The sequence below is a fragment of the Rhodococcus artemisiae genome, assembly GCF_036327795.1.
GTDB classification, from domain to species: domain Bacteria; phylum Actinomycetota; class Actinomycetes; order Mycobacteriales; family Mycobacteriaceae; genus Rhodococcus; species Rhodococcus artemisiae.
In genome coordinates, this window is record NZ_JAUTXY010000005.1 from 366624 (window position 1) to 392361 (window position 25738).

The 25738-nt window shown below is 65.4% G+C and carries 28 protein-coding genes and 1 pseudogene; 12 read left to right on the forward strand and 17 right to left on the reverse strand.

Features of this window, described 5'->3' with window-relative positions; genetic code table 11:
• The first annotated feature begins 19 nt into the window (after positions 1-19).
• The gene (locus Q7514_RS14175; RefSeq protein ID WP_330133896.1) at positions 20-778 is read left to right on the forward strand and encodes a M50 family metallopeptidase; all 759 of its coding nucleotides are present in this window, start codon (positions 20-22) and stop codon (positions 776-778) included.
• Here Q7514_RS14175 and Q7514_RS14180 read toward each other — a convergent pair.
• Complete coding sequence (locus tag Q7514_RS14180; protein ID WP_330133897.1) at positions 775-1428, reverse strand: cyclase family protein; 654 nt, start codon at positions 1426-1428, stop codon at positions 775-777. The genes Q7514_RS14175 and Q7514_RS14180 overlap by 4 nt on opposite strands.
• A 30-nt stretch (positions 1429-1458) precedes the next feature.
• Entirely contained in the window at positions 1459-2268 is an 810-nt protein-coding gene (locus Q7514_RS14185; RefSeq protein WP_330133899.1) for an acyl-CoA thioesterase domain-containing protein, read from the reverse strand.
• Positions 2269-2334: 66 nt separating this feature from the next.
• Between Q7514_RS14185 and Q7514_RS14190 the strand changes: the two genes are divergently transcribed.
• Positions 2335-3423 (forward strand): nucleoside hydrolase, encoded by a 1089-nt coding sequence (locus Q7514_RS14190; RefSeq protein ID WP_330133941.1) that lies wholly within the window; start codon positions 2335-2337, stop codon positions 3421-3423.
• Between the two features lie 34 nt (positions 3424-3457).
• Positions 3458-3865, forward strand: a complete 408-nt coding sequence (locus tag Q7514_RS14195) for a histone-like nucleoid-structuring protein Lsr2 (RefSeq protein ID WP_132476784.1) — start codon at positions 3458-3460, stop codon at positions 3863-3865.
• On the opposite strand, the gene Q7514_RS14200 is transcribed toward Q7514_RS14195, so the two are convergent.
• A complete protein-coding gene (locus Q7514_RS14200; protein ID WP_330133900.1) occupies positions 3804-5294 on the reverse strand; it encodes an FUSC family protein in 1491 nt (496 codons plus the stop codon). The genes Q7514_RS14195 and Q7514_RS14200 overlap by 62 nt on opposite strands.
• Before the next feature lie 70 nt (positions 5295-5364).
• Between Q7514_RS14200 and Q7514_RS14205 the strand changes: the two genes are divergently transcribed.
• Entirely contained in the window at positions 5365-5877 is a 513-nt protein-coding gene (locus Q7514_RS14205; protein WP_330133901.1) for a MarR family winged helix-turn-helix transcriptional regulator, read from the forward strand.
• A gap of 95 nt (positions 5878-5972) precedes the next feature.
• Here Q7514_RS14205 and Q7514_RS14210 read toward each other — a convergent pair whose 3' ends face one another.
• Together Q7514_RS14210 and Q7514_RS14215 are read right to left on the reverse strand one after the other, a co-directional pair.
• Positions 5973-6500: a hypothetical protein gene (locus tag Q7514_RS14210; RefSeq protein WP_408016085.1), complete on the reverse strand. Its 528-nt coding sequence runs from the start codon at positions 6498-6500 to the stop codon at positions 5973-5975.
• Positions 6497-7309: a DUF72 domain-containing protein gene (locus tag Q7514_RS14215; RefSeq protein ID WP_330133902.1), complete on the reverse strand. Its 813-nt coding sequence runs from the start codon at positions 7307-7309 to the stop codon at positions 6497-6499. Before Q7514_RS14215 ends, Q7514_RS14210 begins: the two co-directional genes overlap by 4 nt.
• Positions 7310-7426: 117 nt before the next feature.
• Here Q7514_RS14215 and Q7514_RS14220 point away from each other — a divergent pair, with 117 nt between their 5' ends.
• Entirely contained in the window at positions 7427-8014 is a 588-nt protein-coding gene (locus Q7514_RS14220) for an HdeD family acid-resistance protein (protein WP_132476788.1), read from the forward strand.
• A 25-nt stretch (positions 8015-8039) separates the two neighbouring features.
• Here Q7514_RS14220 and Q7514_RS14225 read toward each other — a convergent pair whose 3' ends face one another.
• Positions 8040-8450, reverse strand: a complete 411-nt coding sequence (locus tag Q7514_RS14225; RefSeq protein WP_330133903.1) for a pyridoxamine 5'-phosphate oxidase family protein — start codon at positions 8448-8450, stop codon at positions 8040-8042.
• A 130-nt stretch (positions 8451-8580) separates the two neighbouring features.
• Here Q7514_RS14225 and Q7514_RS14230 point away from each other — a divergent pair, with 130 nt between their 5' ends.
• Positions 8581-8901: a GYD domain-containing protein gene (locus tag Q7514_RS14230; RefSeq protein WP_330133904.1), complete on the forward strand. Its 321-nt coding sequence runs from the start codon at positions 8581-8583 to the stop codon at positions 8899-8901.
• On the opposite strand, the gene Q7514_RS14235 is transcribed toward Q7514_RS14230, so the two are convergent.
• The 7 genes from Q7514_RS14235 to Q7514_RS14265 all read right to left on the reverse strand — a co-directional run bounded on the left by Q7514_RS14235 (position 8880) and on the right by Q7514_RS14265 (position 16486).
• A complete protein-coding gene (locus Q7514_RS14235) occupies positions 8880-10034 on the reverse strand; it encodes a CoA transferase (protein WP_330133905.1) in 1155 nt (384 codons plus the stop codon). The genes Q7514_RS14230 and Q7514_RS14235 overlap by 22 nt on opposite strands.
• Complete coding sequence (locus tag Q7514_RS14240) at positions 10031-11275, reverse strand: acetyl-CoA C-acetyltransferase (RefSeq protein ID WP_330133906.1); 1245 nt, start codon at positions 11273-11275, stop codon at positions 10031-10033. The genes Q7514_RS14235 and Q7514_RS14240 overlap by 4 nt, the downstream gene beginning before the upstream one ends.
• Complete coding sequence (locus Q7514_RS14245; RefSeq protein ID WP_408016086.1) at positions 11268-13028, reverse strand: AMP-binding protein; 1761 nt, start codon at positions 13026-13028, stop codon at positions 11268-11270. Before Q7514_RS14245 ends, Q7514_RS14240 begins: the two co-directional genes overlap by 8 nt.
• Complete coding sequence (locus tag Q7514_RS14250) at positions 12977-13858, reverse strand: alpha/beta fold hydrolase (protein ID WP_330133907.1); 882 nt, start codon at positions 13856-13858, stop codon at positions 12977-12979. Before Q7514_RS14250 ends, Q7514_RS14245 begins: the two co-directional genes overlap by 52 nt.
• The gene (locus Q7514_RS14255) at positions 13855-14601 is read right to left on the reverse strand and encodes a hypothetical protein (RefSeq protein ID WP_330133908.1); all 747 of its coding nucleotides are present in this window, start codon (positions 14599-14601) and stop codon (positions 13855-13857) included. Before Q7514_RS14255 ends, Q7514_RS14250 begins: the two co-directional genes overlap by 4 nt.
• Positions 14601-15794: an acyl-CoA dehydrogenase family protein gene (locus Q7514_RS14260; RefSeq protein WP_330133909.1), complete on the reverse strand. Its 1194-nt coding sequence runs from the start codon at positions 15792-15794 to the stop codon at positions 14601-14603. The genes Q7514_RS14255 and Q7514_RS14260 overlap by 1 nt, the downstream gene beginning before the upstream one ends.
• An 89-nt stretch (positions 15795-15883) precedes the next feature.
• A complete protein-coding gene (locus Q7514_RS14265) occupies positions 15884-16486 on the reverse strand; it encodes a TetR/AcrR family transcriptional regulator (RefSeq protein ID WP_330133910.1) in 603 nt (200 codons plus the stop codon).
• 125 nt (positions 16487-16611) lie between these two features.
• Here Q7514_RS14265 and Q7514_RS14270 point away from each other — a divergent pair, with 125 nt between their 5' ends.
• The 3 genes from Q7514_RS14270 to Q7514_RS14280 are packed head-to-tail and all read left to right on the forward strand — an operon-like array spanning position 16612 to position 19108.
• Positions 16612-17109 (forward strand): nuclear transport factor 2 family protein, encoded by a 498-nt coding sequence (locus Q7514_RS14270; RefSeq protein ID WP_330133911.1) that lies wholly within the window; start codon positions 16612-16614, stop codon positions 17107-17109.
• The gene (locus Q7514_RS14275) at positions 17106-17495 is read left to right on the forward strand and encodes a DUF485 domain-containing protein (protein ID WP_408016087.1); all 390 of its coding nucleotides are present in this window, start codon (positions 17106-17108) and stop codon (positions 17493-17495) included. The genes Q7514_RS14270 and Q7514_RS14275 overlap by 4 nt, the downstream gene beginning before the upstream one ends.
• On the forward strand, positions 17492-19108 hold the full coding sequence (locus Q7514_RS14280) for a solute symporter family protein (RefSeq protein ID WP_330133912.1): 1617 nt from the start codon (positions 17492-17494) through the stop codon (positions 19106-19108). The genes Q7514_RS14275 and Q7514_RS14280 overlap by 4 nt, the downstream gene beginning before the upstream one ends.
• Positions 19109-19148: 40 nt before the next feature.
• On the opposite strand, the gene Q7514_RS14285 is transcribed toward Q7514_RS14280, so the two are convergent.
• From Q7514_RS14285 to Q7514_RS14295, 3 genes and pseudogenes are all read right to left on the reverse strand, one after another.
• Positions 19149-19679, reverse strand: a complete 531-nt coding sequence (locus Q7514_RS14285; RefSeq protein WP_330133914.1) for a DinB family protein — start codon at positions 19677-19679, stop codon at positions 19149-19151.
• Between the two features lie 60 nt (positions 19680-19739).
• Entirely contained in the window at positions 19740-19922 is a 183-nt protein-coding gene (locus tag Q7514_RS14290; RefSeq protein WP_330133915.1) for a hypothetical protein, read from the reverse strand.
• A gap of 34 nt (positions 19923-19956) precedes the next feature.
• Positions 19957-20435: pseudogene (locus Q7514_RS14295) on the reverse strand (TspO/MBR family protein).
• A 155-nt stretch (positions 20436-20590) separates the two neighbouring features.
• Between Q7514_RS14295 and Q7514_RS14300 the strand changes: the two are divergent.
• The 3 genes from Q7514_RS14300 to Q7514_RS14310 are packed head-to-tail and all read left to right on the forward strand — an operon-like array spanning position 20591 to position 22414.
• Complete coding sequence (locus Q7514_RS14300) at positions 20591-21049, forward strand: SRPBCC domain-containing protein (protein ID WP_330133916.1); 459 nt, start codon at positions 20591-20593, stop codon at positions 21047-21049.
• The gene (locus Q7514_RS14305) at positions 21036-21374 is read left to right on the forward strand and encodes an ArsR/SmtB family transcription factor (protein ID WP_330133917.1); all 339 of its coding nucleotides are present in this window, start codon (positions 21036-21038) and stop codon (positions 21372-21374) included. The genes Q7514_RS14300 and Q7514_RS14305 overlap by 14 nt, the downstream gene beginning before the upstream one ends.
• Before the next feature lie 44 nt (positions 21375-21418).
• On the forward strand, positions 21419-22414 hold the full coding sequence (locus Q7514_RS14310) for an MBL fold metallo-hydrolase (RefSeq protein WP_330133918.1): 996 nt from the start codon (positions 21419-21421) through the stop codon (positions 22412-22414).
• Here the strand turns inward: Q7514_RS14310 and Q7514_RS14315 are convergent.
• On the reverse strand, positions 22411-24771 hold the full coding sequence (locus Q7514_RS14315; RefSeq protein WP_330133919.1) for an FdhF/YdeP family oxidoreductase: 2361 nt from the start codon (positions 24769-24771) through the stop codon (positions 22411-22413). The two genes, Q7514_RS14310 and Q7514_RS14315, sit on opposite strands and share 4 nt — an antisense overlap.
• Positions 24772-25738: the final 967 nt, after the last annotated feature.

The following is a 25738-nucleotide window of genomic DNA, read 5'->3' on the forward strand; positions in this document are numbered from 1 at the left end:
ACCCGACGAAAGGTGACCAGTGGCGTCGAGCGTCGACTCGTCCACGAACGCAGCCTCGTTCACGAATGCGGTGGAATCCGCGTGGCAGGCCGTCTCTGCCGTCGACGAACCCGCGTCGACAGTGCTGGTGGTGGTCACGGCAGCGATCGCACTGATCCTCGTGACGGTCCGGCCGCTGTGGCTGAAGACCCGCCACGTGATCACGCAGGCACACGAGGGTTCGCATGCGCTCGTCGCGGCGTTGGTGGGACGCAAACTGTCGGGCATCCGATTGCACAGCGACACGTCCGGGGTGACGGTGTCGTCGGGGAATCCGCGCGGTCCCGGCATGGTCGCGACGGCGTTCGCCGGGTACACCGGTCCGGCGGTGCTCGGCTTCGCCGCGGCCACACTGCTGACCCTGAACCGACCGGCGGCGGTGTTGTGGTCGATTCTCGCGGCGTTGGCGCTGCTGCTCCTGTTGATCCGCAACCTGTACGGATTCTTCTCCGTCGTGGTCGCGGGTGCGATCGTGGGTGCCGCGGCCTATCTCGGTGATCCGGTCGTGCGATATGCCGCCGCGTATCTCATCACCTGGGTGTTGCTGCTCGGCGCGACACGTCCGGTGTTCGAACTTGCCCGCACGCACATGCGAGGCCGTGGCCGAGGCTCCGACGCCGACCAGCTGAGGTGGCTGACGAAGATTCCGGCAGGTGTGTGGATCGTCGTGTTCGGTCTGATCACGGCAGGAACCGCGGTATACGGGACGGCGCGTGTGGTGGTGACGCATCTGCCCTAGAACGGCTCGATGTGCATCGCGACCGCGCGCACGGGTGCCCCGTCGGCGCCCACGAACGGGATCGGCAGCAGGTTCACCAACGGATCCGGGAAATCGATCGCCGCGAGGTTCGTCAGGTTCTCGCAGATCACGCCGCCCGCGACGGCGATCACGTGGTGCGCGGCGAGCTCCTCGTCGCCCGTGGGGTCGATGCTCGGCGCGTCGATACCGACGGTGCGCACTCCGTGGTCGAGCAGCCACCGGCACCCCTCCGCGCTCAGCGCCGGATGCCGGAAGTACTCATCGGTGCCGAAGTGCGCCGACCAACCGGTGTGCACGAGGGCGATGTCGCCCGAGCAGAGATCGGCTTCGTCCCACAGGCCCGGCCCGATCAGCTCGCCCGGGCCGACACGGCCGCGCACGTCGAGGACCACTCCCCTGCCCACGAATGCTGCGGGCGAAAGCCGGTCGACGGAGTCTCCGTCGTCGCGGATGTGTCGCGGCGCGTCGACGTGGGTGCCGGTCTGCGAACCCATTGCGACGTGCAGCAGGTTGTAGCCGTCGCCGGAGATGGTCGCATGCGGAGTGAACACGGGTGTCGGGTCTCCCGGATACACCTGTGTGGTCGGTGACACCGGGTGGCTGAGGTCGACGATCCGCACTACTCGCATGGCGCACATGCTAGTTCGGCATCATCGCCCTCAGCCGAAATCCACCTGCCGGTGCGGATCGGCCAGTGCGGTCACCGTTCCGGAACCGAACGGCCCGAGCCGATCGAACAGCACCGACGTGCCGACGGAGATGCCGTCGGAGCTGATGTGGTGGTCGGCCTCGACACCCACCTCCGGCCCGACGGGCAACCGCGACAGGGTCAGGGTGAGGTCGGCGTTGATGAAGCCGACGCCACGGTCGCTCCAGTTGGTCACCAGGCTGGTCGCTTCCCCGACCGTCGCGGTGCGCACGAACGGCGACATTTCTTCTCCGACGACGACGGGCAGCTGGCGCGCCCACAAGCGCTTGCGACTCGCGTTCTGGTGTTCGGATCGCGTGGTCGACCACCCGTCGGGGTGATCGTCGCTACCGAACCAGGTGGGGAAGACGAATCCGGTCTCCGGGTCGGCGGGGGTCTCCGCGGGCGGCTCCGGCCGGTCCTCGCGGACCCACACCGCACCCGGCGGCTGCTCCGACGGCCGCAGGAAGACGACGGTCGCGCGGGCGGAGACGTCGTCACCCTGCATCAGCAGCGCATCGGCGACACGGATCCGTTTACCGTCGCGGATGCGCGTCGTGGTGAATCGGACCTCGTCGTTGCGGACGGGCTTGAACAGGTCGACGGTCAGGCGTGCGGGCACCATCGCGTCGTCGCCGTGCCGATTCTCGAGTTCACGGGCGATCAGCCCGCACACGCACGGGCCCGCGAGCATCGTCGACGACCACGGGCTCACCGCGTACTTGGTGGGCCGGTACGTGCCGTCGACGTCCGTGAAATAACCCCAGGCCTTGTTCTGCATGGTCGAATGCTCTCAAGGGGAGGTGCGGCGGTCGATCGGGACCCCGTGATGCGCGCTGCAAACACGATGTCGCAAGATGTGTGCGTGGGCTCCCCCGACCTTCCGATCACTTCGACTCGACTCATCGTCGACGTGGACACCGGCATCGACGATGCGCTCGCGTTGCTGTACCTGCTCGCAAGTCCGGAGGCCGACATCGCCGCGGTGCTGTGCACGGCCGGCAATGTTCCAGTCGGCCAGGTGACCGCGAATACCCTTGCGGTGCTGGATATGTGTGGCCGTGCCGACATCGAGGTCGCGGCCGGAGCGCAAGTTCCGCTCGTCGCACCGTTGATGACCACCGAGGACACCCACGGACCGCTGGGTGTCGGATATGCCGAGTTTCCGGCGACGTCGAGAGCGCCGTCGTCTCGCTCCGCAGCCGAGGCATGGGTCGAGCTCACACGCGAGCACCCGGGCGAGTTGACCGGTCTGGTCACCGGGCCGATGACGAATCTCGCGCTGGCCGTGAGGATGGATCCGGAGCTGCCGCAGCGACTGCGGCGTCTGGTGATCATGGGCGGATGTTTCAACCATCCCGGCAACACGACACCGACGTCGGAGTGGAATGTGGCGGTCGATCCGGAGGCCGCGCGCGAAGTGTTCGACGCGTTCTCCGGTCTGCCCTCCCGGCAGCATCCGATCGTGTGCCCGCTGGACACCACCGAGACCATCGAGATGCATCCAGTGCACGTGGACCGCATCGCGGAGGCTTCGGAAAGCACTCCCGCCGAAGCATTGTCGCCCGACGACCCGCGAGGGCAGCGGTCGCGCGCATCGAATCAGGTGGTTCGGCACCTGTCCGATGCGCTGCGCTTCTACATGGAGTTCCATCGCGACCAGAATCTCGGTTATCTCGCCCACGTCCACGACCCGTTCGCGGCGGCCGTCGCACTGGGCACCGTTCCGTACACGACGACACCGGCGACGGTGGACGTCGAACTCGAGGGGCGGCTCACGCGGGGAACCACGATCGCAGACTGGACCGGGATCTGGCGGCGCGAACCGAATGCCGCTATCGTCACGGCGACCCATCCCGAGGTGTTTTTCGAACACCTCACTGCCCGGGTTGGTGCATTCGCCCGGAATTTGAAGCTACCCTCCAGTAACAACTAGCGTCTAGTTGGAAGTTCGGGGACAAGGAGACAATGTGGCACAGCAGGTGCGTGTCGAGTATTACGACGACATCGACGGCGAACCGATTACCGATGGTCTGGCGCAATCGTTCCGGATCACCGTCGACGATATCGAGTACGAAATCGATCTTCGTCCCTCCAACGCGGACAAGTTCTGGGCAGTTCTGCAGCCGTGGCTGAACGAGTCGAAGCGCAACCGGACACCGAAGCTGCCGAGCATTCCTCCGACAGCACATGCAGCCACTCCCACCCCCGCTCCCACGCGGACGCGAAAGCCACGTACCCGCAAGGTGATTCCCGGACGCTCTCCCGAGCAGCTGGCCGCAGTGCGCCACTGGGCGCGGGGTCAGGGATTCGACGTCAGCTCACGCGGACGCATTCCGTCGCACATTCTCGAGAGTTTCGAGGCAGCTCACGCGTGACCTCGGTCAGGTGAGCACGGTCGCCGCGCTGGAGGGTCAGCGCGGCGACGATCACACCGACCACCACCCCGACGAGAGTGTCGAGGACACGGCTGAGTGCCACATCCGCACCGAGACCGGTGCCCAGACCGGTCAGCATCAATGCCATCGCAGTGACGAAGACGGACGCAAGAGCGTAATTGCGCGTGACCACCATTTCCGTGACGGTCTGTAGCACCACGATCACGACGACCAGCGGCCAATAACCCAGGTCGAGAACCAGCAGGACCACCGCGAGCACCGCACCGAGCGCGTTGCCCATCAGGCGCTGGATCGCACGCTGAACCGTCTGCCGATAGTTCGCACCCTGTAGCGCGGCCATCGCCCCCATCGTGGCCCAGAGCGGATGTGCCATACCGAGTGCCGCCGCGATCCATCCCGCGACCAATGACGCCACCACGACCCGCGCGACGCCGATCACGATCACCCCGTCGCCCAGCCGCCGCACACCTTCGCCGAAGAATCCGAAGAACCTGTCGACCCCGCGCACACTCGGAATTGCGTGGACAGACGCTCCGGAGCGGGGAATGTCGATGTCGCGACGTACCTTGCGCAGTTCCACTTCGAAGCGATGGAAGTCGGCGCGACGCGCTGCCGCGGTGTCGTGCGAACCACCGTCGACGACCTTCTCCGCTGCGTCGAGCAGTGCGAGCAGTTCGTGACTGTGGGACCGCATCCTGGGATCACCACCGAGCGCGATCACCTCGCGAGCGCGGGCGATGTGCTGACGGGCCGTCTCAACGTCCGCGGCACCCGGGGATTCGAGCGCGGCGACCGATGCCAGCGCCCGGGCGACCGCGATACGTGCGGGGCTGTGCGGATGAGACAGCGCGGGGAGCATGGCAACGATCCAGCCGATGACAGACCCGACGGCGGCTGCGGAGGCGGCGAGACCCACGTCGGCGGCATTCTCGGCGAAACCGGCCGCACCGGCTGCGGCGAAGATGAGGATGACGGGGCCCGGTCCGGTGATCCGGAAGGCAGTGAGCAGCCAGAACGATACGCCGGCGGCCACCGAAAGAAGCAGAATCTGCAACCACATCGTCAGCCCCACTGCGCCGAGTGTGGCACCGAATGCGGCGAACGCGACGAGACCGACGCCGACGCACGCCAGCTTCGTGGCGAGTCGCGGAAACGGTTCGTAGCGCAGAAACGCCGAGGACAACGCACCGAGCGCGGCGAATCCGGCGACTTCCTGATGGCCGAGGAGACCGCCTCCGACCAGCGCGATCAGTGTGGCCACGCCGACGCGCACAGCCACGGCGATCGTGGGATCGGCGCGATGCATCTCGAGGGACTCCCGCCACGCGGTGGCCGACAACGAATGCGCCAACGCGCCGCCCGAGTAGCGGAGACGGTTGCGATCAGTGCGGTGAGGCGTTCGTTGCATCCTCCGATGATAATACTTCGTATGTAAATTATCTATGAAATTGTTTGTCGCGGGCCGTTAGAATGCACACATGCCCACGCCCTCCGCAAGCACCGACTACGTCGAACGCATCCGCCACGCGTGGGCGGCCCGCTATCCCGAACTCGATCTCCGGCCGATCGACGTGATCGGTCGCATCACCCGCATCAGCTCGCTCGCCCTCAACCGGCTCGACAGGGAACTCGAATCGAGCGGGATCGGCCGCACCGAATTCGAGGTGCTCAGCGCCCTCGCGCGCAGCGACTTCCCGCTACGCGCGAGCGAGGTCACCTCTGTCACCGGCATCTCGGGGGCGTCCACCACCAAGCACACCGAGCGACTCGTGAAGATCGGCCTGGTCGAGCGACAGCGTCTCGAACGCGACGGGCGCGTGGTGCTGCTCTCCCTCACCGACACCGGGCGTGAACTCGTCGAGCGGGCACTTCCGCGGCGCATCGAGAGTGAGAAACAGATGCTCGACGGACTCAGCGACGACGAGCTCGACGTGCTCACCGGACTGCTGCAACGCATCGCGTACAACGTCGAGGACCAGTCACTACCCTGACCTTCGGCGCGATGACTTTCCCCATCTCTACGGGTTTCCGTTGGTCGTCGATCCACGGAAACCCGCAGGAGCCGAGGAAGGTTCAGTGCGCTACCTCAGGGCATCTCGACCGTTTCGGTCCGCTCGATCTCGGCGACAGCACGTCGCAGATACCGACCGGGAGCGGCTTTGCGCGCAGCAAGCAGCTCGGCCAGCACCAGCAGTCCCGCGGTCACGTAGTCGCCCGGTCGTACCTTCGGAGCCTCGTCATCGTGCACTCCCAGAGTGCCGGTGAGCACGACAACCACTGCGTCGGGCTGCAGCGACGGCAGCCAGCGCATCCCGTTCCGAAGGGCGTTCTCGAGCACGCTCTGCACATCTTCACCCGTCAATCCCTCGGGGTGTAATTCCTCGAGCAGCTCGCGCACCATCCCCGCATGCACCGCGGTGACCTGCTCGTACGGCAGAGTGTTCAGCTCCGCGAGTGCTTCGTCGAACACCGGCACCGTCTCGCTCCGGACCGCCGTCAACGCGGTGTCGGTGTGGGTGGCGATCTGCCGGGTGATCGTCGGCCAGTGTTCGGGCCACACGGAAAGCTCCTCGTGGTTCTCGGTACAGCAGTAGTTCTCGGGCACAGCGGTCACAAGCGACGCTGCAACTCCAGAGCGTCGTGCGGTGCGAATCCTTTCATGTCGTTGTCGAAATACACGTAGACGTCCAGCCCGTCGCCCAGCCAACCCTCGATGCGTTCGGACCAACGATCGAGCGCTGCAGATGTATAGCCACTCGCATACAGTTCCTTGTCTCCGTGCATCCGCACATACACGAAGCCCCCGGTGACCTCGGTCAGGAACGGATACCGCCCCGCGGTGTCGGCGACGACGAGAGCGATGTCGTGCTTCCGGAACAGGTCGATCGCCGCGGACGTCGCGAAGTCGGAGTGGCGCACTTCCACCGCGTGCCGCAGCGGCCGGTCGGCATCGGTGTCCACCCAGGCCCGGTCGTCGGGCACCTTGTCGGTACGACCGCGAGCCAGCTCGACGGCCTTCGTCGTCGTCCGCGGCAACAGGTCGAAGAACCCGGAGAGTCGGGGCTCGTCGAATCCCAATGTGGGCGGCAACTGCCACAGCAGCGGCCCCAATTTCGACCCGAGAGCCAGAATGCCCGACGCGAAGAAGTTGGCGAGCGCCTCGTCGACGTCGAGCAGTCGTTTCATGTGGGTGACGAACCGCCCGCCCTTGACCGCGAAGACGAAATCGTCGGGTGTCGCGTCGAACCACGCCCGATAACTGCTCGGTCGCTGCAGTGAATAGAACGAACCGTTGATCTCGATCGTGCCGAGCCGCTCGGACGCATACTCGAGTTCACGACGTTGGGCCAGGCCCTTCGGGTAGAAGTCGCCCCGCCAACCCGGATACCGCCAACCGGAGATACCGATCCGTGCCGATGCCACGTTCCGAGCGTACGACTCATCCACTGGCGAGTGACATCGATTCCCGCGCGAATCAACGTAACCGGCCCTATCCTGTGAAGGCCGTCAAGATCGCGAAGTCATACGCAAGGAGCCGCTATGTCCGCGAACCGAGAGCCTTCGGTCGACCCGTTCCGCTCGTTGTTCAAGACAGTCTGGTGGGTGGTGCTGATCCGCGGCATCCTCGCAGTCCTCTTCGGCATCATCGCCCTGGTGTGGCCCGGAATCACGGTGTGGGCGCTCGTCATCGTGTTCGCGGTGTATGCCATCGTCGACGGCGCCGTGCTCGTCTGGCATTCCATCCGAGATCGCGCAACCCTGGACGGCTGGGGGCTATGGCTGGCGATGGGTATCGTCTCCGTGCTCGCCGGCCTGGTCGCACTCTTCTGGCCCGGAATCACCGCACTGGTGCTGCTGTACCTGATCGCGTTCTACGCCATCCTGTTCGGCGTCATCGGTATCGTCGGCGCCCTCCGGTTCCGGAAGGTCCCGGATTCAGGATGGGTGTGGTCGCTGGTCGCCGGTGTCGTCGCAGTGATCTTCGGCGTGATCCTGCTGATCTTCCCCGGCTCGGGCATCCTCGGTCTGATCGTCCTGCTCGGCATCTACGCGATCCTGTTCGGCGTCCTGCTGATCGTGATGTCGTTCCAGGTGCGTAGCGCCGCGAAGAAGGCCGGCATCCTCTGAGCCGGCCGTTCTCCGCAGTGGGACGTCAGACGGCGTTCTTCAACCGTCCCCAGGCGTGCCAGCGGTCGATCTCGATCCACGCGCTCACACGCTTGCGGTCGCGGACGCCGTAAGGCTGCCCGGTGTAATGCCGGGCGATCCGGTCGATGTCGGCCAGGTCGGGGTCGTCGACGAATTCGACGACCCTGCCCTGGATGCTCACGTGGGTGACCCAGTCTTCCGGGTCCATCGCGCTCAGGGCCACGCGCGGATCGTTCCGGAGGTACTCGAGACGCTTGCGGCCCTCGTCCATGTTCACGAGGATCCGGCCGTTCTCGTACAGGTACCAGGTGGGCACCGACACGGGTTGGCCACTGGCACGCAACGAGGTGATCGTGGCGTGGTTGGGGCGGGCCAGCATTTCGGCGACGGCATCGGGCAGCGGGGGCTTCGGCACGGTGTGGTCCTTCCTGTTCGACACAACTGTGTTCGACCTTATTCCCGTTTGCCCGAAAGCACCGCGCGTCACGCGCGCGGTGTCCGACCATGGAAGGCGACAGCAACACCGGTCGAGGAAAGCAGGAACCATGCCGAAATACCTGTGGCAGGTCACCTACACCGCAGAGGGCGCGAAAGGACTCCTGAGCGACGGCGGCAGTGCCCGTCGGGACGCGATCGTCGCGATGGTCGAAAGTGTCGGCGGCACCGTCGAGTCCGTGCACTTCGCCCTGGGCGGGCACGACCTGTATGTGCTCGGTGACGTGCCCGACGAGATCGCCGCCGCCACCCTCGAACTCCGCACCATCGCGTCGGGCGCCGCGCGGTCGAAACCGATCGCGTTGCTCACTCCCGAACAGGTCGACGAAGCCGCGCGGCGAGATGCGTCCTATCGAGCGCCGGGCAGCTGATCTACTCCGAGAATCTCGTCGGTGTGCTGCCCGTGCCGAGGCGCGGGCCGCGCGTCGGTGTAGCGACCGTTCCAGCGCAGTGGCGACCGTGCGGTCAGCACAGACCCGATTCCGGGTTGGTCGACGTACTGGACCACCGAGTCGGGGCGTGCCGCGAGGTCGGCCGCGACCTCGTCCATCGTCCGATACGGCGCCCACAGCACTCGCGTGCCCGCGAGATCCGCTTCGACCTGCTCGAAGGTCCGCGCAGAGAACCACGGTGCGAGGATCGCCGTGATCGCATCGCGCGCCGCATAGCGGTCACCATCGTTCTCGAAATCGAGACCGCGTTGCACGGCGAGCGCGGTGAACACGTCAGCAGTGCCGGTAACCTCGACGAGCGCCCGCCACTGCCCGCGCGTCAGACCGACGATCATGACGTAGCGTCCGTCGGCGGTTGCGAATTCGGAACCGTAGCTGCCGTACAGCGCGTTGCCCTGCAACTCACGACCCGATCCTCGCGCCTGCGCCTCGGCAAGCCAGCCCATGCTCGCAACCGCGGAGTTCGCGACGTCGTCGAGTGCGAGTTCGAGATACGCTCCCTCACCGGTCTGTTCGCGGCGGCGGAGCGCGGCGACGATGCCGAGCGCCGCATGCACACCAGTGAGCAGATCCCACGCGGGCAACACATGGTTGACCGGCGTACCGAGTCCGGTCGGGCCGGTCATCAGCGGGACCCCTGCGGCAGCGTTGACGGTGTAGTCGACCGCGGGGCTCCCGTCGGCGTTGCCCGCGATGTGCAGGTGGATCAGATCAGCGCGGTGCTCGGCGAGCGTGTCGTGCGCAAGCCACGGCGCGTGCGCGGCATTCTCGAGGACAATCCCGGCATCGGCGATCAACTCGACGACCCGGGCACGGTCCTCGTCGCTGCGCAGGTCCACCGCGACCGAGCGTTTGGCCTGGTTGAGCCCGGTCCAGTACAGGCTCGCACCCTCGTCGGTGAGCGGCCAGCGGCCGCCGTCGACCGCGCCGCCGATCGGGTCGACGCGGATCACATCCGCTCCGAGTTCGGCGAGCATCCGGCCTGCGGTGGGGCCGGCGACGAAGCTGGACAGGTCGACCACTCGCACACCGTCCAGCGGACGGGCGGTCACGCGACCTTCTCGAAGATCGCGGTCAGGCCCTGGCCACCGCCGATGCACATCGTCTCGAGGCCGTAGCGCGCGCCGCGACGATCGAGTTCACGCAGCATCGTCGCGAGGATCCGCACACCGGTCGCGCCGACAGGATGACCGAGGGAGATACCGGACCCGTTGACGTTGGTGCGCTCGAAATCCGCTGCGGTGAACTTCCATTCACGCGTCACGGCGAGGGCCTGTGCAGCGAATGCCTCGTTGAGTTCGATGAGGTCGATGTCCGACAGGTTCAGTCCCGCACGATCGAGTGCCTTCGCGGTGGACGGCACCGGGCCGATACCCATCTCCGCGGGCGCCACTCCGGCGGCGGCCCACGTGACCAGTTTTCCGAGCGGACGCAGGCCTAGCCTGTCCGCGGTCGCGCGGCTGGTCACGATGCAGGCTGCGGCACCGTCGTTCTGCCCGCTGGCGTTGCCCGCGGTGACGGTGGCCTCGGGATCCTGCTTGCCCATGATCGGGCGGAGCTTCGCGAGCGTCTCGACGGTGGCGTCGGCGCGCGGGTGCTCGTCGCGGTCGATCGTCTTCGGATCGCCCTTGCGCTGCGGCACCTGCACGGACACGATCTCGTCGGCGAACTTGCCCGATTCGATTGCGGCGACCGCGCGCCGGTGCGACTCGACGGCGAGTTCATCCTGCTCCAGGCGAGGGATGTCGTACTTCCGCCGCAAATTCTCAGCGGTTTCGAGCATGCCACCGGGCACCGGATAATTGCGGCCACCGGCGGTGACGCGGCCGCGGGCGAGGCGGTCGTGCAACGCGGCGGGCGCACCCTTGGCTCCCCAGCGCATCGATTCGGTGTAGTACTCGGAGCGGCTCATCGATTCGACACCGCCGGCGATGACGAGGTCGGCGACACCGGTCTGCACGCGCATCGCGGCATCGAGCACCGCCTGCAGACCCGAACCGCAGCGACGGTCGAGTTGCAGACCGGGGACGGTGACGGGCAGGCCCGCGTCCAGCGCCGCGACACGACCGATCGCGGGTGCCTCACCGTTCGGGTAGCACTGGCCGAAGATGACGTCGTCGATGTTCGAAGGGTCGATTGCGGTGCGCGACAGCAGCTCGGAGATGACCCGCGCGGCGAGATCGGTGGCAGGTACGTCGATGTACATGCCGCCGTAGCGACCCACAGGGGTGCGCAGCGGCTCGCAGATGACCACATCGGTGGCGGCTGCGGGAGAAGCAACGGAATCAGTCACGACGGAAATCCCTTTCACGGTCGGTCCAGTTCTGCGCCCATTCGCGCAGTTCCACGGCCCGGATCTTCGAACCATTACCACCCACGGTGGTCGGCATACGGTCGATGATATGAATGGCGGACGGCACCTTGAACGCCGCGAGTTCTTCCTTGCACCAAGACTTCAGGGTTTCGGGGTCGGTATCGGCGGGTGCCTCGTCGGTGGGGACCACGAACCCTACGGCCTGCGTGTAGCCGCCGTCGCCGGTGATGCCGACGACCTTCACGATTCCCACGCCCGGATGCTGAGCGAGGCGTCGTTCGATTTCGGCGGGGTCGACGAGGAACCCGCGCAGACGCAGCACGTCGCCCATGCGGCACACATACCGATAGCCTCCGTCACCGAGCGCGACGGCCAGGTCGCCGCTGCGGAACCAGCCGTCCTTCGTGAAGGCGCGAGCTGCGGCCTCCGGGTTGCCGAGGTAGGCGTCGACCACGTTGGGTCCACGGAACTGCAGTTCGCCCTGTTCACCGTCGGCGACCGGGGTGTCCTCGAGCGGGTCCGCTACACGTAGCTCGATCGCCGGGTCCACCGCACGGCCGCCACCGTTCCAGCGCACCGATTCCGGGTCGTCCGCGTTCCAGAGCAACGCGAGGGCGAACACCTCGGACGATCCGAACACCCCGGAGGTGTGGGTCCCGAACTCGTCGCGGGCCCACCGCGCGATCTCCTCGGACCGGCCGAGGAAGTCGGCGATGCCCAGCCAGCGCAGCGACGACAGGTCGATGCGCTCGGTTGCGCCCCGCGAATCAGCAAGGTGCCACTCGTCGTACAGCCGGCCGAACAGGTCGTCGGCACCCACGCCGTGCGTGACCTTCACCTGCTGCATGCGGCGCAGTACAGCCGCGGGATCGAACACCGTCTCCATGAGCAGCGCGCCACCACCGGCGATCATCGCCATCGCAGCGCTGAACCCGAACACACCCGAGACGGGAAGGACGCACAGTCCCACATCGCCGCCGCGCACCTGCATGATCGCGGCGTCGGCACGGCCGTGTCGCACGATGGCACTGTGGCGGTGCGCGGCAAGTTTCGGTACACCGGTCGAGCCGGAGGTCGTGAACGCGACGGCGAGGAGATCCTGCGGGTCGTCGTCGATTCCGGCTGCGGTGAGCGTGACGCGGTCGGGCGTCTCGGGAGCCTCGACAGCTCCGGTGTCGCCGCTTCCTGCGATCCAGGCTCCGCTACCGAGGTCGAATTCGCTTGCCTTCGATTCGGTTTCGTCGGGTCCGCGAACCACTGCGACGGCCGGCGACGCGACATCGGGAACCGAGGCGGCAGCTTCGGTGAGGCGGCCGAACAGATCCAGGCCGTGAAAGGAGGCCGGGACGGCGACCACTGCGGGTCGTGCGGCGGTGAGGATGTGCGCGACCTCCCCGGTGTTGTAGCGGGTATTGACGCCGATGACGTGAGCACCCACCGCAGCCGCGGCGAACTGCCAGACCAGGGCGTCGGACCAGTTCGGCAGCATCACAGCGAGGCACTGACCGGGACGGACTCCGACCGCCTCGAGTTCTGCGCGCACTGCCTTGGCGCGGTCGCGGATGTCGGACCTACTGCTCACGACGAGGTCGCCCGCGACCACGTCGTACGTGAGCGGAGCTGCGGGGTCGTCGTCGACGAGAGTGTCCAGCATTGCAGACAGGGTTTCGGTTCGTGTCGTCACAGGGCTACCTCCTCGGTCTGCACCGATGCCTTCAGTTCGCCGATCCATGTGTCGACGAGCGTGGCGAAATCGTCGATCTCCTCCATCGGATAGTGTCCGATGCCGTCGAGGGCGGTGAATCGTGCACGCCCGGGCGCGATCTCGTTGACCATCTCGGCCACGCGAGCGATCTCGTCGACGACGATCCACGGATCGTCGCGCCCCGCGACCACATGCAATGGGGCGGTGACCTGGTCGAGACGATCGCGGACATCGTGGGTCCCCCAGCCGATCAGGTCGGACGACGAGATCTCCGGGTCTTCCCGCTTGTGCATGAGTGCCACGACGTGTGCCTTCGCTTCGGGCACGGAGCGCCCCACCGAAGCGAGAGTGCCCAGATAGGTCCGCTCGGCACGGGCCGGGCCCGCGACATCTTCGAGTTCGCGACGAAGTCCGTTCACGTTGACCCGGCCGGGTCCGGCTTCGGCTTCCATGGCAATTGCGCCGGACAGCGGCCGCTCGGGACGGGTCGCGAGTTCGAGAGTGAGCTTGCCTCCGATCGAGCACCCGATCACGTAGGGGCGCTCGATGCCGAGGACGTCGAGGACGCTGCACAGCCAGTCGCCGTAGTCGACGATGCTGGTCACCGGGCCGCAGGGAGCAGGTTCGGAGCGTCCGTGCCCAGGGAGGTCGGGCACGATCACCCGATAACCCAGGTTCGCGAGACTGCGTGCGACGTGCCGCCACTGCACGCCGCTCTGGCCTGCGGTATGGATACACAGGATCGCGGGCAATGCGGCGGGGTCTGTGCCGCGGTGGTCATTGTCATGACGGTCGGGAGTGACGATCTCGACGAATCCGAGTGCTCCCCCGATGTCGAGATACCGGGCCTCGATCATGAGTTGGCCTTCCGGGCGATGAGTCGCGCGTGCGCGATGATCGTATTGAGCGGCTTGGTCAGTCTCAGGTACTCGTATCCGTCTCCACTGGAAGAGAACTCGCCGCTGATGGCGCGGCGCATGAAGTCGTCGGTATCCGACAGGACGAGGTCGACCCAGGTGTGGGCGGGTGCAACGAACGTGAACGTGGCGCCGTGCGGGACACGTCGCGTCACATCGACGATGGTGCCCTTGTAGATGCGCAGGTGCAGTTCTCGATCGCCGCAGCGCAGTCCGATGGTGCCGTCCCACGTCGACAGCGAGGAGGTGAAACCGCGGTCGTCTTCGAGGCTGTCGCTCAGGAGGTTACCCCATTCGATACTGCAGAAATCGAGCTCCGGAGCGGGCTCCACGGCCGCCGGATCGTCGAGGAGCCATGTCTCGGTGCCGCTCTCACGGAGTGCACCGTTGACGTCACGCAAGGCGACGTGTCGCTCGACACGGTCGCCGGTGATGCGAGTGATCACCGTCTCGACGGACACGCTCTCGCTTCGTTCGACGAATCTCTCTGCATTCCATCGGGATCCGATGCGACGCGCTCCCGGAACCGCGGGTGCGGTCGCGTCTGCGACGGCAGCACCGACCAGTGCAGAACCGGCGGGCAGGGACACATCTGCTGCGGCGAGGGCCTCGGCGACGACCTTCAGCGGGGTCGCTGTTCGGCTGCCGACAGCGACAAGGACGCAAGTAGCATTGGTACTCATCACTTTTCCGGCCTTCCGAGCAGCTCATCGGAAATGATGCGCATCTGGATCTCGCTGGTGCCCTCGAAGATCTTCGTCAGACGAGCATCACGCCAGTGACGCTCGACCTGAAAATCGGTGGTGTACCCCGCGCCGCCGTGTATCTGCACGGCCTCGCTGGTGACCTGTTCTGCCATTTCGGTAGCGACGAGCTTGCACATCGACGCCTCGAGCGAGCAGCGACGCCCGGTGTCGATATCGGTGGCCACCGAATACATCAACTGGCGTGCAGCCTCGATGTCGGCGGCCATCTTCGCGACCTTGAAGCGCAGATGCTGGAAATCGCCGATCGGCCGGCCGAACTGGCGGCGGGTGTGCATGTACTCGATGGAGTCCTCGAGCGCGGCGCGGGCCAGGCCGATCGCACGGGCAGCGGTGTGGGCGCGCCCCACTTCGAGACCGGATACTGCGAGATAGAAGCCCTTGCCTTCTTCGCCGAGCATCTTGCCGGCGGGGATGCGGAAGTTGTCGAACGACAATTCCCAGGTGCTCCAGCCGAAGTAGCCGATCTTGCGGACCTTCGTGCCCGAGATACCTTCGGGGAATCCCCCACGGTCCTTCTCGATGAGGAATGCGCTGATGCCGCGGTGCGGCTTGGCCGGGTCCTTGTTCGGATCGGTGCGGGCGAACAACACCATGTAGTCGGCTTCGTCGGCATAGGTGCACCACATCTTCGTGCCGTTCACCACCCATTCGTCGCCATCGCGCACCGCACGGCAGGAGATGTTGGCGACGTCGGAGCCGGCTTCGGCCTCGGACAGCGCGTAGGCGCCGAGGTATTCACCGCGGGCGACCCGCGGGAGCAAGGCCTGCTCCTGCTCGGGCGTGAAACCGCCGCCCATGCCGTTGCCCCGGGCAAGGAGGCCCGACACGCTCATCCAGGCCCGGGAGAGTTCCTCGGCGACGAGGCAGTATTCGAAAACACCGAGCCCGAGACCACCGTATTCCTCGGGGATCATGATGCCGAAGAACCCGATCTCGGCCATTTCCTTCTTGAGCGAGTCGGGGATGGTGCCCTGGACCGGGTCGAGTTCGTTCGCCACGGGCAGGACCCGGGTCATCGCGAAGTCGCGGGCCAGATCGCGGATCTCGAGCCGTTCCTCGGTGAGGTAGCGCGGCGAGTCGGTGCGGGGCTGAGACGGGCGGTGAGTCATGGGGGGTACTCCCTCTATGGACCGGAGTAGGTCATTAACGCTTGTTCACCCAGTAGACCATGGCGCCCATCACTCGTCAACGCCCGACCTCAGACTTTCCGGTATCCCACCAGGTTGAGCGCGTAGCGACCGTAGTCGTCGGCGACCTCCTGCGCCGTCAGTGGCCCGTCCGGGCGGAACCACAGCGGAATCCCCGAGCACATCGTCAACACCGCCGTGACCGCCTGATGCACCCTCGGGAGATCGAATAATCCCTGTTCGACGCCTTTTTCCGCGATCTCGACGAACAGGTGTTCCTGCGCATCGCGCGACCCCACCACGCGCCTGCGATTCAGATCGTCGAGGTATCGCAACTCGGTGTTCGCGACGAGGCAGGCGCGCGGATTACGCGCAGTGAACAGCGCATGTGCAACGACTGCCACCCGCCATTGCTCGGCCGGGTCCGCGCCCGCCTTCCGTAGCGCATTCCGCGTCGCAGTGAACTGCTCGTCGCTCGCGCGTCGCAGGATCTCGACCAGCAGCTCGGACTTGTTCTCGAAATGGTTGTAGACGTTCGCAGCGCTACAACCTGCACTGTTCGCGATGTTTCGCATGGTTGCCCCGTGAAATCCGGATGCATAGAACTCGTCGAGAGCGGTCTCGAGAATCCGCTCACGAACGGACGGCAGGGCCGCAGTTGACCGCGTGTTCATCTTTCGAAGGGTAGAGGCACATGCCACTACCAGCAACAACGTCCGCCTTGACCACGTAATTCGCGCTTGTTATGGTTCCCGTCACATGAACATGCGTTAACCACAGCGTTCTCGGAGGCTCTCCCGTGACCAACCCCGTATCCGATCGCTCACTCCTCGAGCGCATCGCACGCCTCGAAGACCTCGAGGCGATCCGCACGCTCGACGCCCGGTACTGCCGCCACCTCGACGACGGGAACTGGGATGCCCTGATGGATCTGTTCACCGACGACGGTGAATTCGACGGGCTGTCGCACCCCAAGGGCAAGGACGCGATGAAGAAGTTCTTCGCCGGTCTCGCCGACGGCGGCCTCACCGCCTTCTGGCACTTCATCACGAATCTCGAGATCGACCTCGACGGGGACCGCGCCACGGTGCGCTCGTTCCTGTGGCAACCGTGCGTCACCGACGGCACCGCGAGCATCGCGGCCGGCAGGTACACCGACGAGGTCGTCAAGGTCGGCGGCCGCTGGCTCTACCGGGTCAAGCAGGTGCGCTTCCACTTCTTCGGCCCCCTCGAAGCCGGCTGGGACGAGAACCTCTTCGCGCTCGACACGGCACGCCGGGCGGCGGTGCGGGCATGAACGACACCGTTTCCGGCAGTAACCCAGTCTCCGACAAGGGCACCTTCGCTGCGGACGATCTGATCTGGTCGCGGATGCTGCAGCTACCCGAGGTCGCCGAACTGCGGCATCGACGCAAGATGGTCACCAACACCCTCGGCGGCATCACCATCGCGTTGTTCACGAGCTTCCTCGTTGCCTGGATCGGATTCCCCGACCAGCTCGGTTCCACATCCGTCCTGGGAATCCCGCTCTCACTCTGGGTGGTGCTGAGCCAGTTCGCTGGAACCTGGGTTCTGGTATGGGCGTATTTCCGACTGTCCCGCACATACATTCAGCCCGCCGCCGACGCCGCGATCCGCGCTGTCGCCGATAACCGGCCCGACTCCGAGGAGGTCGTCGCATGACCGGCGACGCCGATTACCTGGCCATCGCAATCTGCAGCGCCGTCATCTCACTGACCCTCTGGGTGACGTTCGCGGCGTCCCGTCGCGCCAAGAGCGCCGATGGCTTCTTCGCAGCAGGTCGCTCGATCTCTAGCTGGCAGAACGGATTTGCCATTGCCGGTGAGTTCATCTCTGCCGGTAGCTTCCTCGGCACGACGGGCCTGATCTTCTCCAAGGGCGTCGACGGCACCGTCATCCTGTTCACGTCCGTCATCTCCTTCCTGCCGGTGCTGTTCCTGCTCGCAGAGAAAATGCGCAATCTCGGCAAGTACACCCTCGCCGACGTGCTCGTCTTCCGCACCGAATCCCGCAATGTGCGTGTCGTGGTGGCGCTCAGCACCATCGCGACCGGCACATTCGTGTTGCTCGCCCAACTCGTCGCCGCCGGCGTGCTGCTCGAATCGGTGTCCGGCATTCCGTTCTGGCTGTCGGTGATCGTGGCGGGTTCGCTCATGGGCATCTACGTGTTCGTCGGCGGCATGCTCGCCACGACCTGGGTTCAGGTCATCAAGTCGTCGATCCTGTCGGTCCTCGCGCTCATCGTGTGCTTCGGTATTCTCGCGCAGTTCGGCTTCAGCTTCCCCAAGGTTCTCGGCGACGCCACCGACAACGCCGTTGCGGGCGAAGCGATCCTGTCGCCCGGTCTGATCTTCGGCGAGACCAGCGCGATCAATCTCGTCTCGTACGCCTTGGCGTTCGCACTCGGCACCGCCGGTATGGCGCACATCCTCATCCGGTTCTTCACCGTCCCCGAGGCACAGACCGCACGACGCTCGCTCGGCTGGACCGTCGCGCTGTGCAGCATGTTCTACCTCATCGTCATCGTGATGGGCTTCGGCGCCGCAGCACTGCTCGGCCCGAACGGCACCGATCTCGTCGGTCCCGGTGGAAACCTCGCCGCTCCGGTCCTCGTCACCGAACTCGGTGGCGGCATCGGCACCACCGGCGGTTCGATCGCGCTCGCGCTCGTCGCAGCGGTTGCCTTCGCGTCCATCATCGCGGTCGTCGCAGGTGTGGTCATCTCCGCGGCAGGCACATTCGCTCGCGATGTGTGGCCGGCCCTGACTCGCAAGGAACCCGTCGAGCACCTCGACGTCGCGGACCGACACCGCGAGGAGAACGCGCAGGCCCGAATCGCACGCTACGGCGCGGTCGCATTCAGCATCATCGCCATCGGCCTGACCATGCTGATCGGCGACGACACCAACATCACGTTCTTCATGGGCATGGCCTTCATGGTCGCAGGCAGCGCCCATCTCCCCGCCCTGGTCCTGAGCCTGAACTGGCGACGATTCAACAGCACGGGCGCGGTGTGGGGCGTACTCACGGGCCTGGTCTCGACCGTTGTGAGCCTCATGTTCACCGAGGCACTGTGGATGGGCAGCGGACCCGCGCCCCTGACCATTCAGCTGCCGGTGATCTTCACGATGCCGCTCGGCCTCGCCGCCTGCGTCATCGGCTCGCTCGTCGCCGAGAAGCGCCGAGGTCGCGGTGTCCACGACGACGAGAAGTTCGCCGAGATGCTGGTGCGCGCAGAGACCGGTATCGGCGCGGAGGTCGCCGGCGCTCACTGACGCCGACACACCCGCTTCCCCCATCCCGAGCAAGTGAAGATCAGTCGAAGGTCATGCCGGCATCAGCGCCGCGTTGCATGGTGGTGTTCGCACCGTCGAGCGACTCGCGAATGATGTCGGCATGACCACTGTGGTGGGCTGTTTCGCGGATGATGTGCAGCAACACCTTTCGCGCACTCCACCACTCCCGCTCCGGCGCCCACGGCGCGGTCGGGAGCGGAACCTGCAGGTCGAGGTCGAGACCTGCGACGAACTCCTCGGTCGCAGCCGTCACCTTCGCGTACTCGTCCAGCAAGCCGGCGAGGGTCTCGTCGTCGCTCATGTAGTACGACACCATCGCCGAGTCCATATCGAAGACGGCGTTCTCGTCCAGTTCACGAATCCTGTCGATCCAGCCGCTCTTGGTGGCCGATACGTGCTTGATGAGTCCACCCAGGGTGAGGTCGCTGGCGGTGCTTCGGGCGCGAGCGCCCGCGTCGTCGAGTCCGCGCACGGTGATGAGGAGCATGTCTCGTTGTTCCGCGAGCATGGCCAGAATATCGGCGGCTTCGACGGTCATGTTTTCGGTCATGCAGACAATGTAAGAACAATCGAGGTCAGTTTCGGTCCGCAATGACGGATCTGACGAAATTTACGCCGCGAACCCGACCGCGCCGATCACCGGGATGACCGTCATGAACACGATCGCAACAACGAACAGAGTGATCGTCACTTTCCTGTTCCACTTTGCCCGCGCCCCACTCGCGGCGGCGAGGAAGAACACGAAGCCCACACAGATGGACGCGATACCGACGATCACGGATGTTTCGAGCATGCACCCATCATTCCGCATATCCTCCGAACCGACGTCACCGGTTGAGCTGTGCTATCCGCGCGCTGAGTACTGTCGCGAACGATGTCCACACCGGGTAGGGCACCAAGACCGCACCGCCGCGGGATGAGCCGCAGCGGTTCGCCGGGCTAGATCTGCACTGCTGGCGGTGAGCAGTGCCGACACGACGGTTGCAGAAACGGGCCGGTGTCCCTTGAAGAACACCCACGACCACGCCCCGTTGAGCATGAGGTTCACGATGAGCGCAGCGATGTAGCGACGCCGCTCCTCGGGGTCACCTCGATCGGTCAACTCGTCGATTGCAGCCGCCGACGTAGCCGCAATGTCGGCGTACAACGTGGTCCACACGACCGGAAACACCGACGCGGGCGGTTGAAAGCGCGGTTGGCGCAGTTTCCGGTACCACCGCGAATCGACGTCTCTCGACGCGATCGAGCCCACGAGCGCAGTCGCCGTCGTCGCCGCCGCGGTTCCCAGCACGGTCGTGAGTTTCATCCGGTACGCCTCTCTTCGAATTCAACGACAGGTTCGACTACCCGCGGCCCAACTACCCGAAACTGACGTGTGCAACCAACAGGTTGCAGTAATCTCCACATAATGCAACCATGGAGTTGCACTCGGTTCAGCAGGAATCCACGAGGAGGAATCTAATGACGAGCGAACTCGATCGCATCGAGCGACAGATCACCATCGACGCCCCCGCCACACGAGTGTGGGAACTCGTGGCCGAACCCGGGTGGTACATCAACGAAAAGCAGCTCACCGAGCATCGGCTCGAACGCGACGGCGACCTCACCGTCGTCCACGACCCCGTGCACGGCGCCTTCACATTCCGCACCGTAGCACTGGACGAACCGAACTATGCGGCGTTCCGGTGGCTGTCCGACCACACAGACCCCGACAGCCCGTCCACGCTCGTCGAGTTCCGACTCGACGCCGTCTCCGATACCTCCACCGTCCTGAGCGTGACGGAAACCGGATTCGATTCGCTCCCCGGTGACTCCGCGGAGCGTCGTGCGCAGTACGAGGGGAATGTCGAAGGCTGGGCCATCGAACTGGACCTCGCCAAGGCTCACCTCGAGAAGGGGAAAACGGTTGCAGCACACTGAGTCGGATCAGGCATCCGAGACCACACGCGTGTTCGCGGCTCTGGCCGACGAGACGCGGTGGCGGATCCTTCAGCGCCTCGGGCGATCGCCCGCGTCCGCGTCGGGCCTCGCGTCCGAGTTCACGGTGTCGCGCCAGGCCATCGCCAAACACCTGGCGGTACTCGAAGCATGCGAGCTCGTGACATCCGAACGCGTCGGCCGTGAACTCCGGTTCTCCGCTGCCGGTTCCAGACTGAGCGCGGTGGGCCGGGCATTGGACGCTGTCGGCTCGGGCTGGGATCGGAGGCTCGCTGCCATCAAGGAGGCCGCGGAACGCCCTCGTTGAGTTCGGAGTAGCGTGAGAAAACCGAACTTGTCGAGGGGGAGCGCATGTCGGAGTCGGGACTGACACAACTGGGCGACGGGGTGTGGGCGTTCCTGCGCCCGTCGGGCGGCTGGGGCGAGGCCAACACCGGGCTCGTCGTCGCAAAGGGCACCGCATCGCTCGTGGTGGATACCGTGTGGGACGTCGCGTGGGCAAAACGTGTCGCCGAAGTGCAGCAACCTCTCGTGGCCGACGCACCGATCACCGAGGCCGTCAATACTCACTCCGACGGCGACCACTGGTGGGGCAACGACACACTTCCCGCCGGGACACGCATCACGACCAGTGCGGCGGCACTGGACGGAATGCACGAGGATCTGCCTCCGGCGGCGCTGACCGCGATGGCCTCGGCCGGCGAGCTGATCGGGTGGATGCCCGGACCGGTCGGCGCGGCCGGGTCCTACATGGCCCGGGTACGGGCCGGTGCCCGGTTTCCGCGCCGGACCCCCCGCTTCCCCGACCACACCTTCGACGAGACCCACCGGCTCACGATCGGCGACCGAACCGTGGACCTCGAACGGCTCGGACCGTGCCACACCGCGGGCGACCTCGTGGCGCACGTGCCCGACGCGGGCGTGGTCTTCGCCGGCGACATGCTGTTCATCGGGACGACGCCCATCCTGTGGCACGGCCCGCTCGAGAACTGGATCGCGGCGCTCGATCGTCTGCTCGCATGGGACGCCGACGTCTACGTTCCGGGTCACGGACCACTGTGCGGCGCCGACGGGATCCGTGAACTACGCACGTACTGGATGTGGCTGAGCGAGGCCGCTCGCGCACGATACGACCGCGGAATCGCAGCCCGGCAGGCAGCACGAGAACTGGCTCGCAGCACAGAATTCGAACGATGGAACCACTGGAGCTCACCGGAGCGGATGGTGCTGAGTCTGAGCACCCTGTTCGACCAGTGGCACGGCAACCCGCCCGGACCACCCACAGTGCTGCGCCGCGCTCGGGCTTTCGCCGACGCCGAAGCTCTTCTGCGCGAAGGTGTGTTCTAGGACAGATGTTCCGGCGCCGGATGCGACTTGTGCGTCCAGTCCGACCCCACGGACTGCTGGCTCTGCACGTCCGGGCACGTGTGGTCTCGGGTTCCCGCGGCCGCCAGCGAGATGACGACCGACTTGTATGTCGGACAATTGCTGTGGAGCGCAGTCGAATCCAGCGGCACAAGGGTGTTGGTCTCGGGGTAGTAGGCAGCGGCCGATCCCCGCGGGACGTCGTATTCGACGATGCGGAAGTTCAGCGCGCATCGCACCCGCTCGTCGCCGCCCCAGAGAGTGAACAGATCGACCATGTCGCCGTCGTCGAACCCGAGCGCGGCGATGTCGTCGCGGTGCAGGAACACCACCCGTCGCCCGCCCTCGATTCCCCGGTACCGATCGCTCAGCCCGTAGATCGTGGTGTTGAACTGGTCGTGACTGCGCAGGGTCTGCAACAACAGGTGCCCCTCGGGCACGTGCAGGATCTCGATGGGAGAGAGCGCGAATTCCCCTCGCCCCCACTCTGTCTGGAAGGTTCTGCTGTCGCGCGGCGGGTGCGGAAGGATGAACCCGCCGGGCCGTCGAACGTTGACCTCGTATCCTTCGCAACCGGCGACCACACGGGAAATGTGGGTACGGATATTCGCATAGTCCTTGCGCATTGCGGTCCAGTCGATCCCGTGCCTCTCGCCCAGAGTCGCCTCCGCAATGCCCGTGAGGATCGCGACCTCCGACCGCAGATACTTGCTCGCCGGCTTCAGCGGTCCGCGCGACGCATGCACGGCGCACGCTGTGTCCTCCACACTGACGAACTGCTCCCCCGACGCCTGGACGTCATTCTCCGTACGACCGAGCGTGGGCAGGATCAATGCGGTGTCGCCGCACACGAGGTGCGACCGGTTGATCTTCGTCGAGATGTGCACCGTCATGGACATATCCGCCAGCGCTTCTGCGGTGACCGCCGTGTCCGGTGCGGACTGCACGAAGTTGCCTCCGAGCCCCAGGAAGAACCGCGCCTTGCCGTCACGCATCGCCCGAATGGAATCGACGGTATCCCAGCCGTTCTCACGTGGCGGGTCGAATCCGAACTCCCGCTCGATGGCGTCGAGGAAGTGCTGTGGCGCCCGTTCCCAGACGCCCATCGTGCGGTCGCCCTGGACATTGGAATGTCCGCGTACCGGCATCACACCGGCGCCGCGTTTCCCGATGTTCCCCTGCGCCAGCGCGAGGTTGACCACTTCCTTGATGGTGGCCACCGCGTTGCGATGCTGTGTCAGGCCCATCGCCCAGCAGAACACCGTGGCGTTCGACCGCCGCAGCATCTGCGCTGCTTCAGTGATCTGCTCGCGTGACAGGCCGGTCACCGAGGTCACGACGTCCCAATCGAGGGCCGCGACATGTTGCTTCCAGTCGTCGAAACCGTGAGCGTAACGATCGATGAAGTCGTGGTCGAGCGCGTCCCATTCGACCAGCAGTGCTCCGAATGCCTGCAGCAACGCCAGATCACCGTTGATCGCGATCGGAAGGTGGAGATCTGACAGTTCGGTGCCGCGGCCCACCACGCCCCGAGGTGCCTGCGGGTTGTGGAAGTTCATCAGCCCGGCTTCTCGTAGCGGGTTGATCGTGAGGATCTTCGCGCCGCGACGTTTCGCCGTCTCGAGTTCGGTGAGCATGCGTGGATGATTGGTGCCGGGATTCTGGCCCTGCAGAATGATGAGTTCGGCGTTGTGGATGTCGTCGAGGGTGACGCTCGCCTTGCCGATGCCGATGGATTCCTGCAGCGCGATGCTCGTCGATTCGTGGCACATGTTGGAACAGTCGGGCAGGTTGTTCGTGCCGAATGCGCGGGCGAACAACTGATAGACGAATGCGGCCTCGTTCGATGCGCGACCCGACGTGTAGAAGATCGCTTCGTGCGGGCTGCCGAGCGAGGCCAGTTGCTCACCGATCAATGTGAATGCGTCGCCCCAGTCAATGGGCGTGTAGTGCGCCGCGCCGGGATGTTTGACCATCGGATGCGTGATGCGGCCCTGCTGCCCCAGCCACATCTCGCTGTGACCTGCGAGATCGGCGATCCTGTGCCGTGCGAAGAATTCGGGAGTGGCCCGGTCGCGGGTTGCTTCCTCGGCGACTGCTTTGGCGCCGTTCTCGCAGAATTCCGCGATCTTGCGGTGGCCCGGGTCCGGGTCGGGCCACGCGCAGCTCATGCAGTCGAAGCCCTCGGCCTGATTCAGTTCACGCAGAGTCTCGGCGGTCCGCACAAGCCCCATGTGTTCATAGGAACGCTTCAGCGCGACGGCGACACCGGGAACTCCGGCCGCCCACTCCTTCGGCTCCCCGACTTTCACGTCGCGTTCGTCGTAGTCGTCGCGCATCGATTGCTCCTCACCGGCCCGGCACACAGTCCACAGACTGCGTACCCATGTGGCCGGTGAGGAAACATCAGTCGGTTCCTACCTACTGCCGGCTTTCCACTACGCATTGATGAGCACCCTCGTCCTGACGATCGGCACCCGGCGCGTGAAGCGTCGGGTGGCCGGTAGGAACTCCCGTCCGGGGAGTGCCGACAGCCACGGACAGACCATTCGGGGAATCATCATTCTCGTATCTCGACGTCTCCGTGGTGCCGCAATCGCGGTGGCGCATCTTCCGACGTAGGCCCAGGTACTTCACGGTGTCATCACGCAGGAAGTAAAACTCCTGCGCTTCGTTGTAAGGCTGGCCGACAACGTGACGCACATGCCGTCGATCCGTCGGTACATGTGCGGTGTCACGAGGGGACCGCGTTTGCTCATGCCGGGAGATTCGACCATGTCCCTGGCACGTCTGCCAGATATTATCAGTTATCTAGCAAATGTCGGTCATGAGTTGCACAATACGCGAACCCGTGACACCCACCGGTGTGGGACGCGACGGGCCCTCCATATCGGTCACTCATATGGACGCTGAACTGTGGGTTCACTGCCAAAAGCGGTATGGGCGGCCGCGGCGTTGAGTCCGGGGTTACGGCGAGTTTTCCGCAAGCGGCCCGTACGCGGAGGTCCTCACCGCGCGGCGTGCACACGCAACTCGTTATCCGTACGGACACACTATGATCGCATGTGCGCGACCGAATCACCCGGCGGCGATCATACTCCGGCCTCCACGCCGCCACGTGACTCCCCGGATCCCTTCCTGCATACGATTTTGATGGATAACCACGATTATCCATGATAGAGGGTCACGAGTCGTAGAACATGCGAATTCATGAACTCCACCATTTTGGGCCACGACGATCCGTCTGAATTGACCACTCATATAGACGCTGAGCTGCGAATTTAATGGCCGGGTTGTTCTACAGGA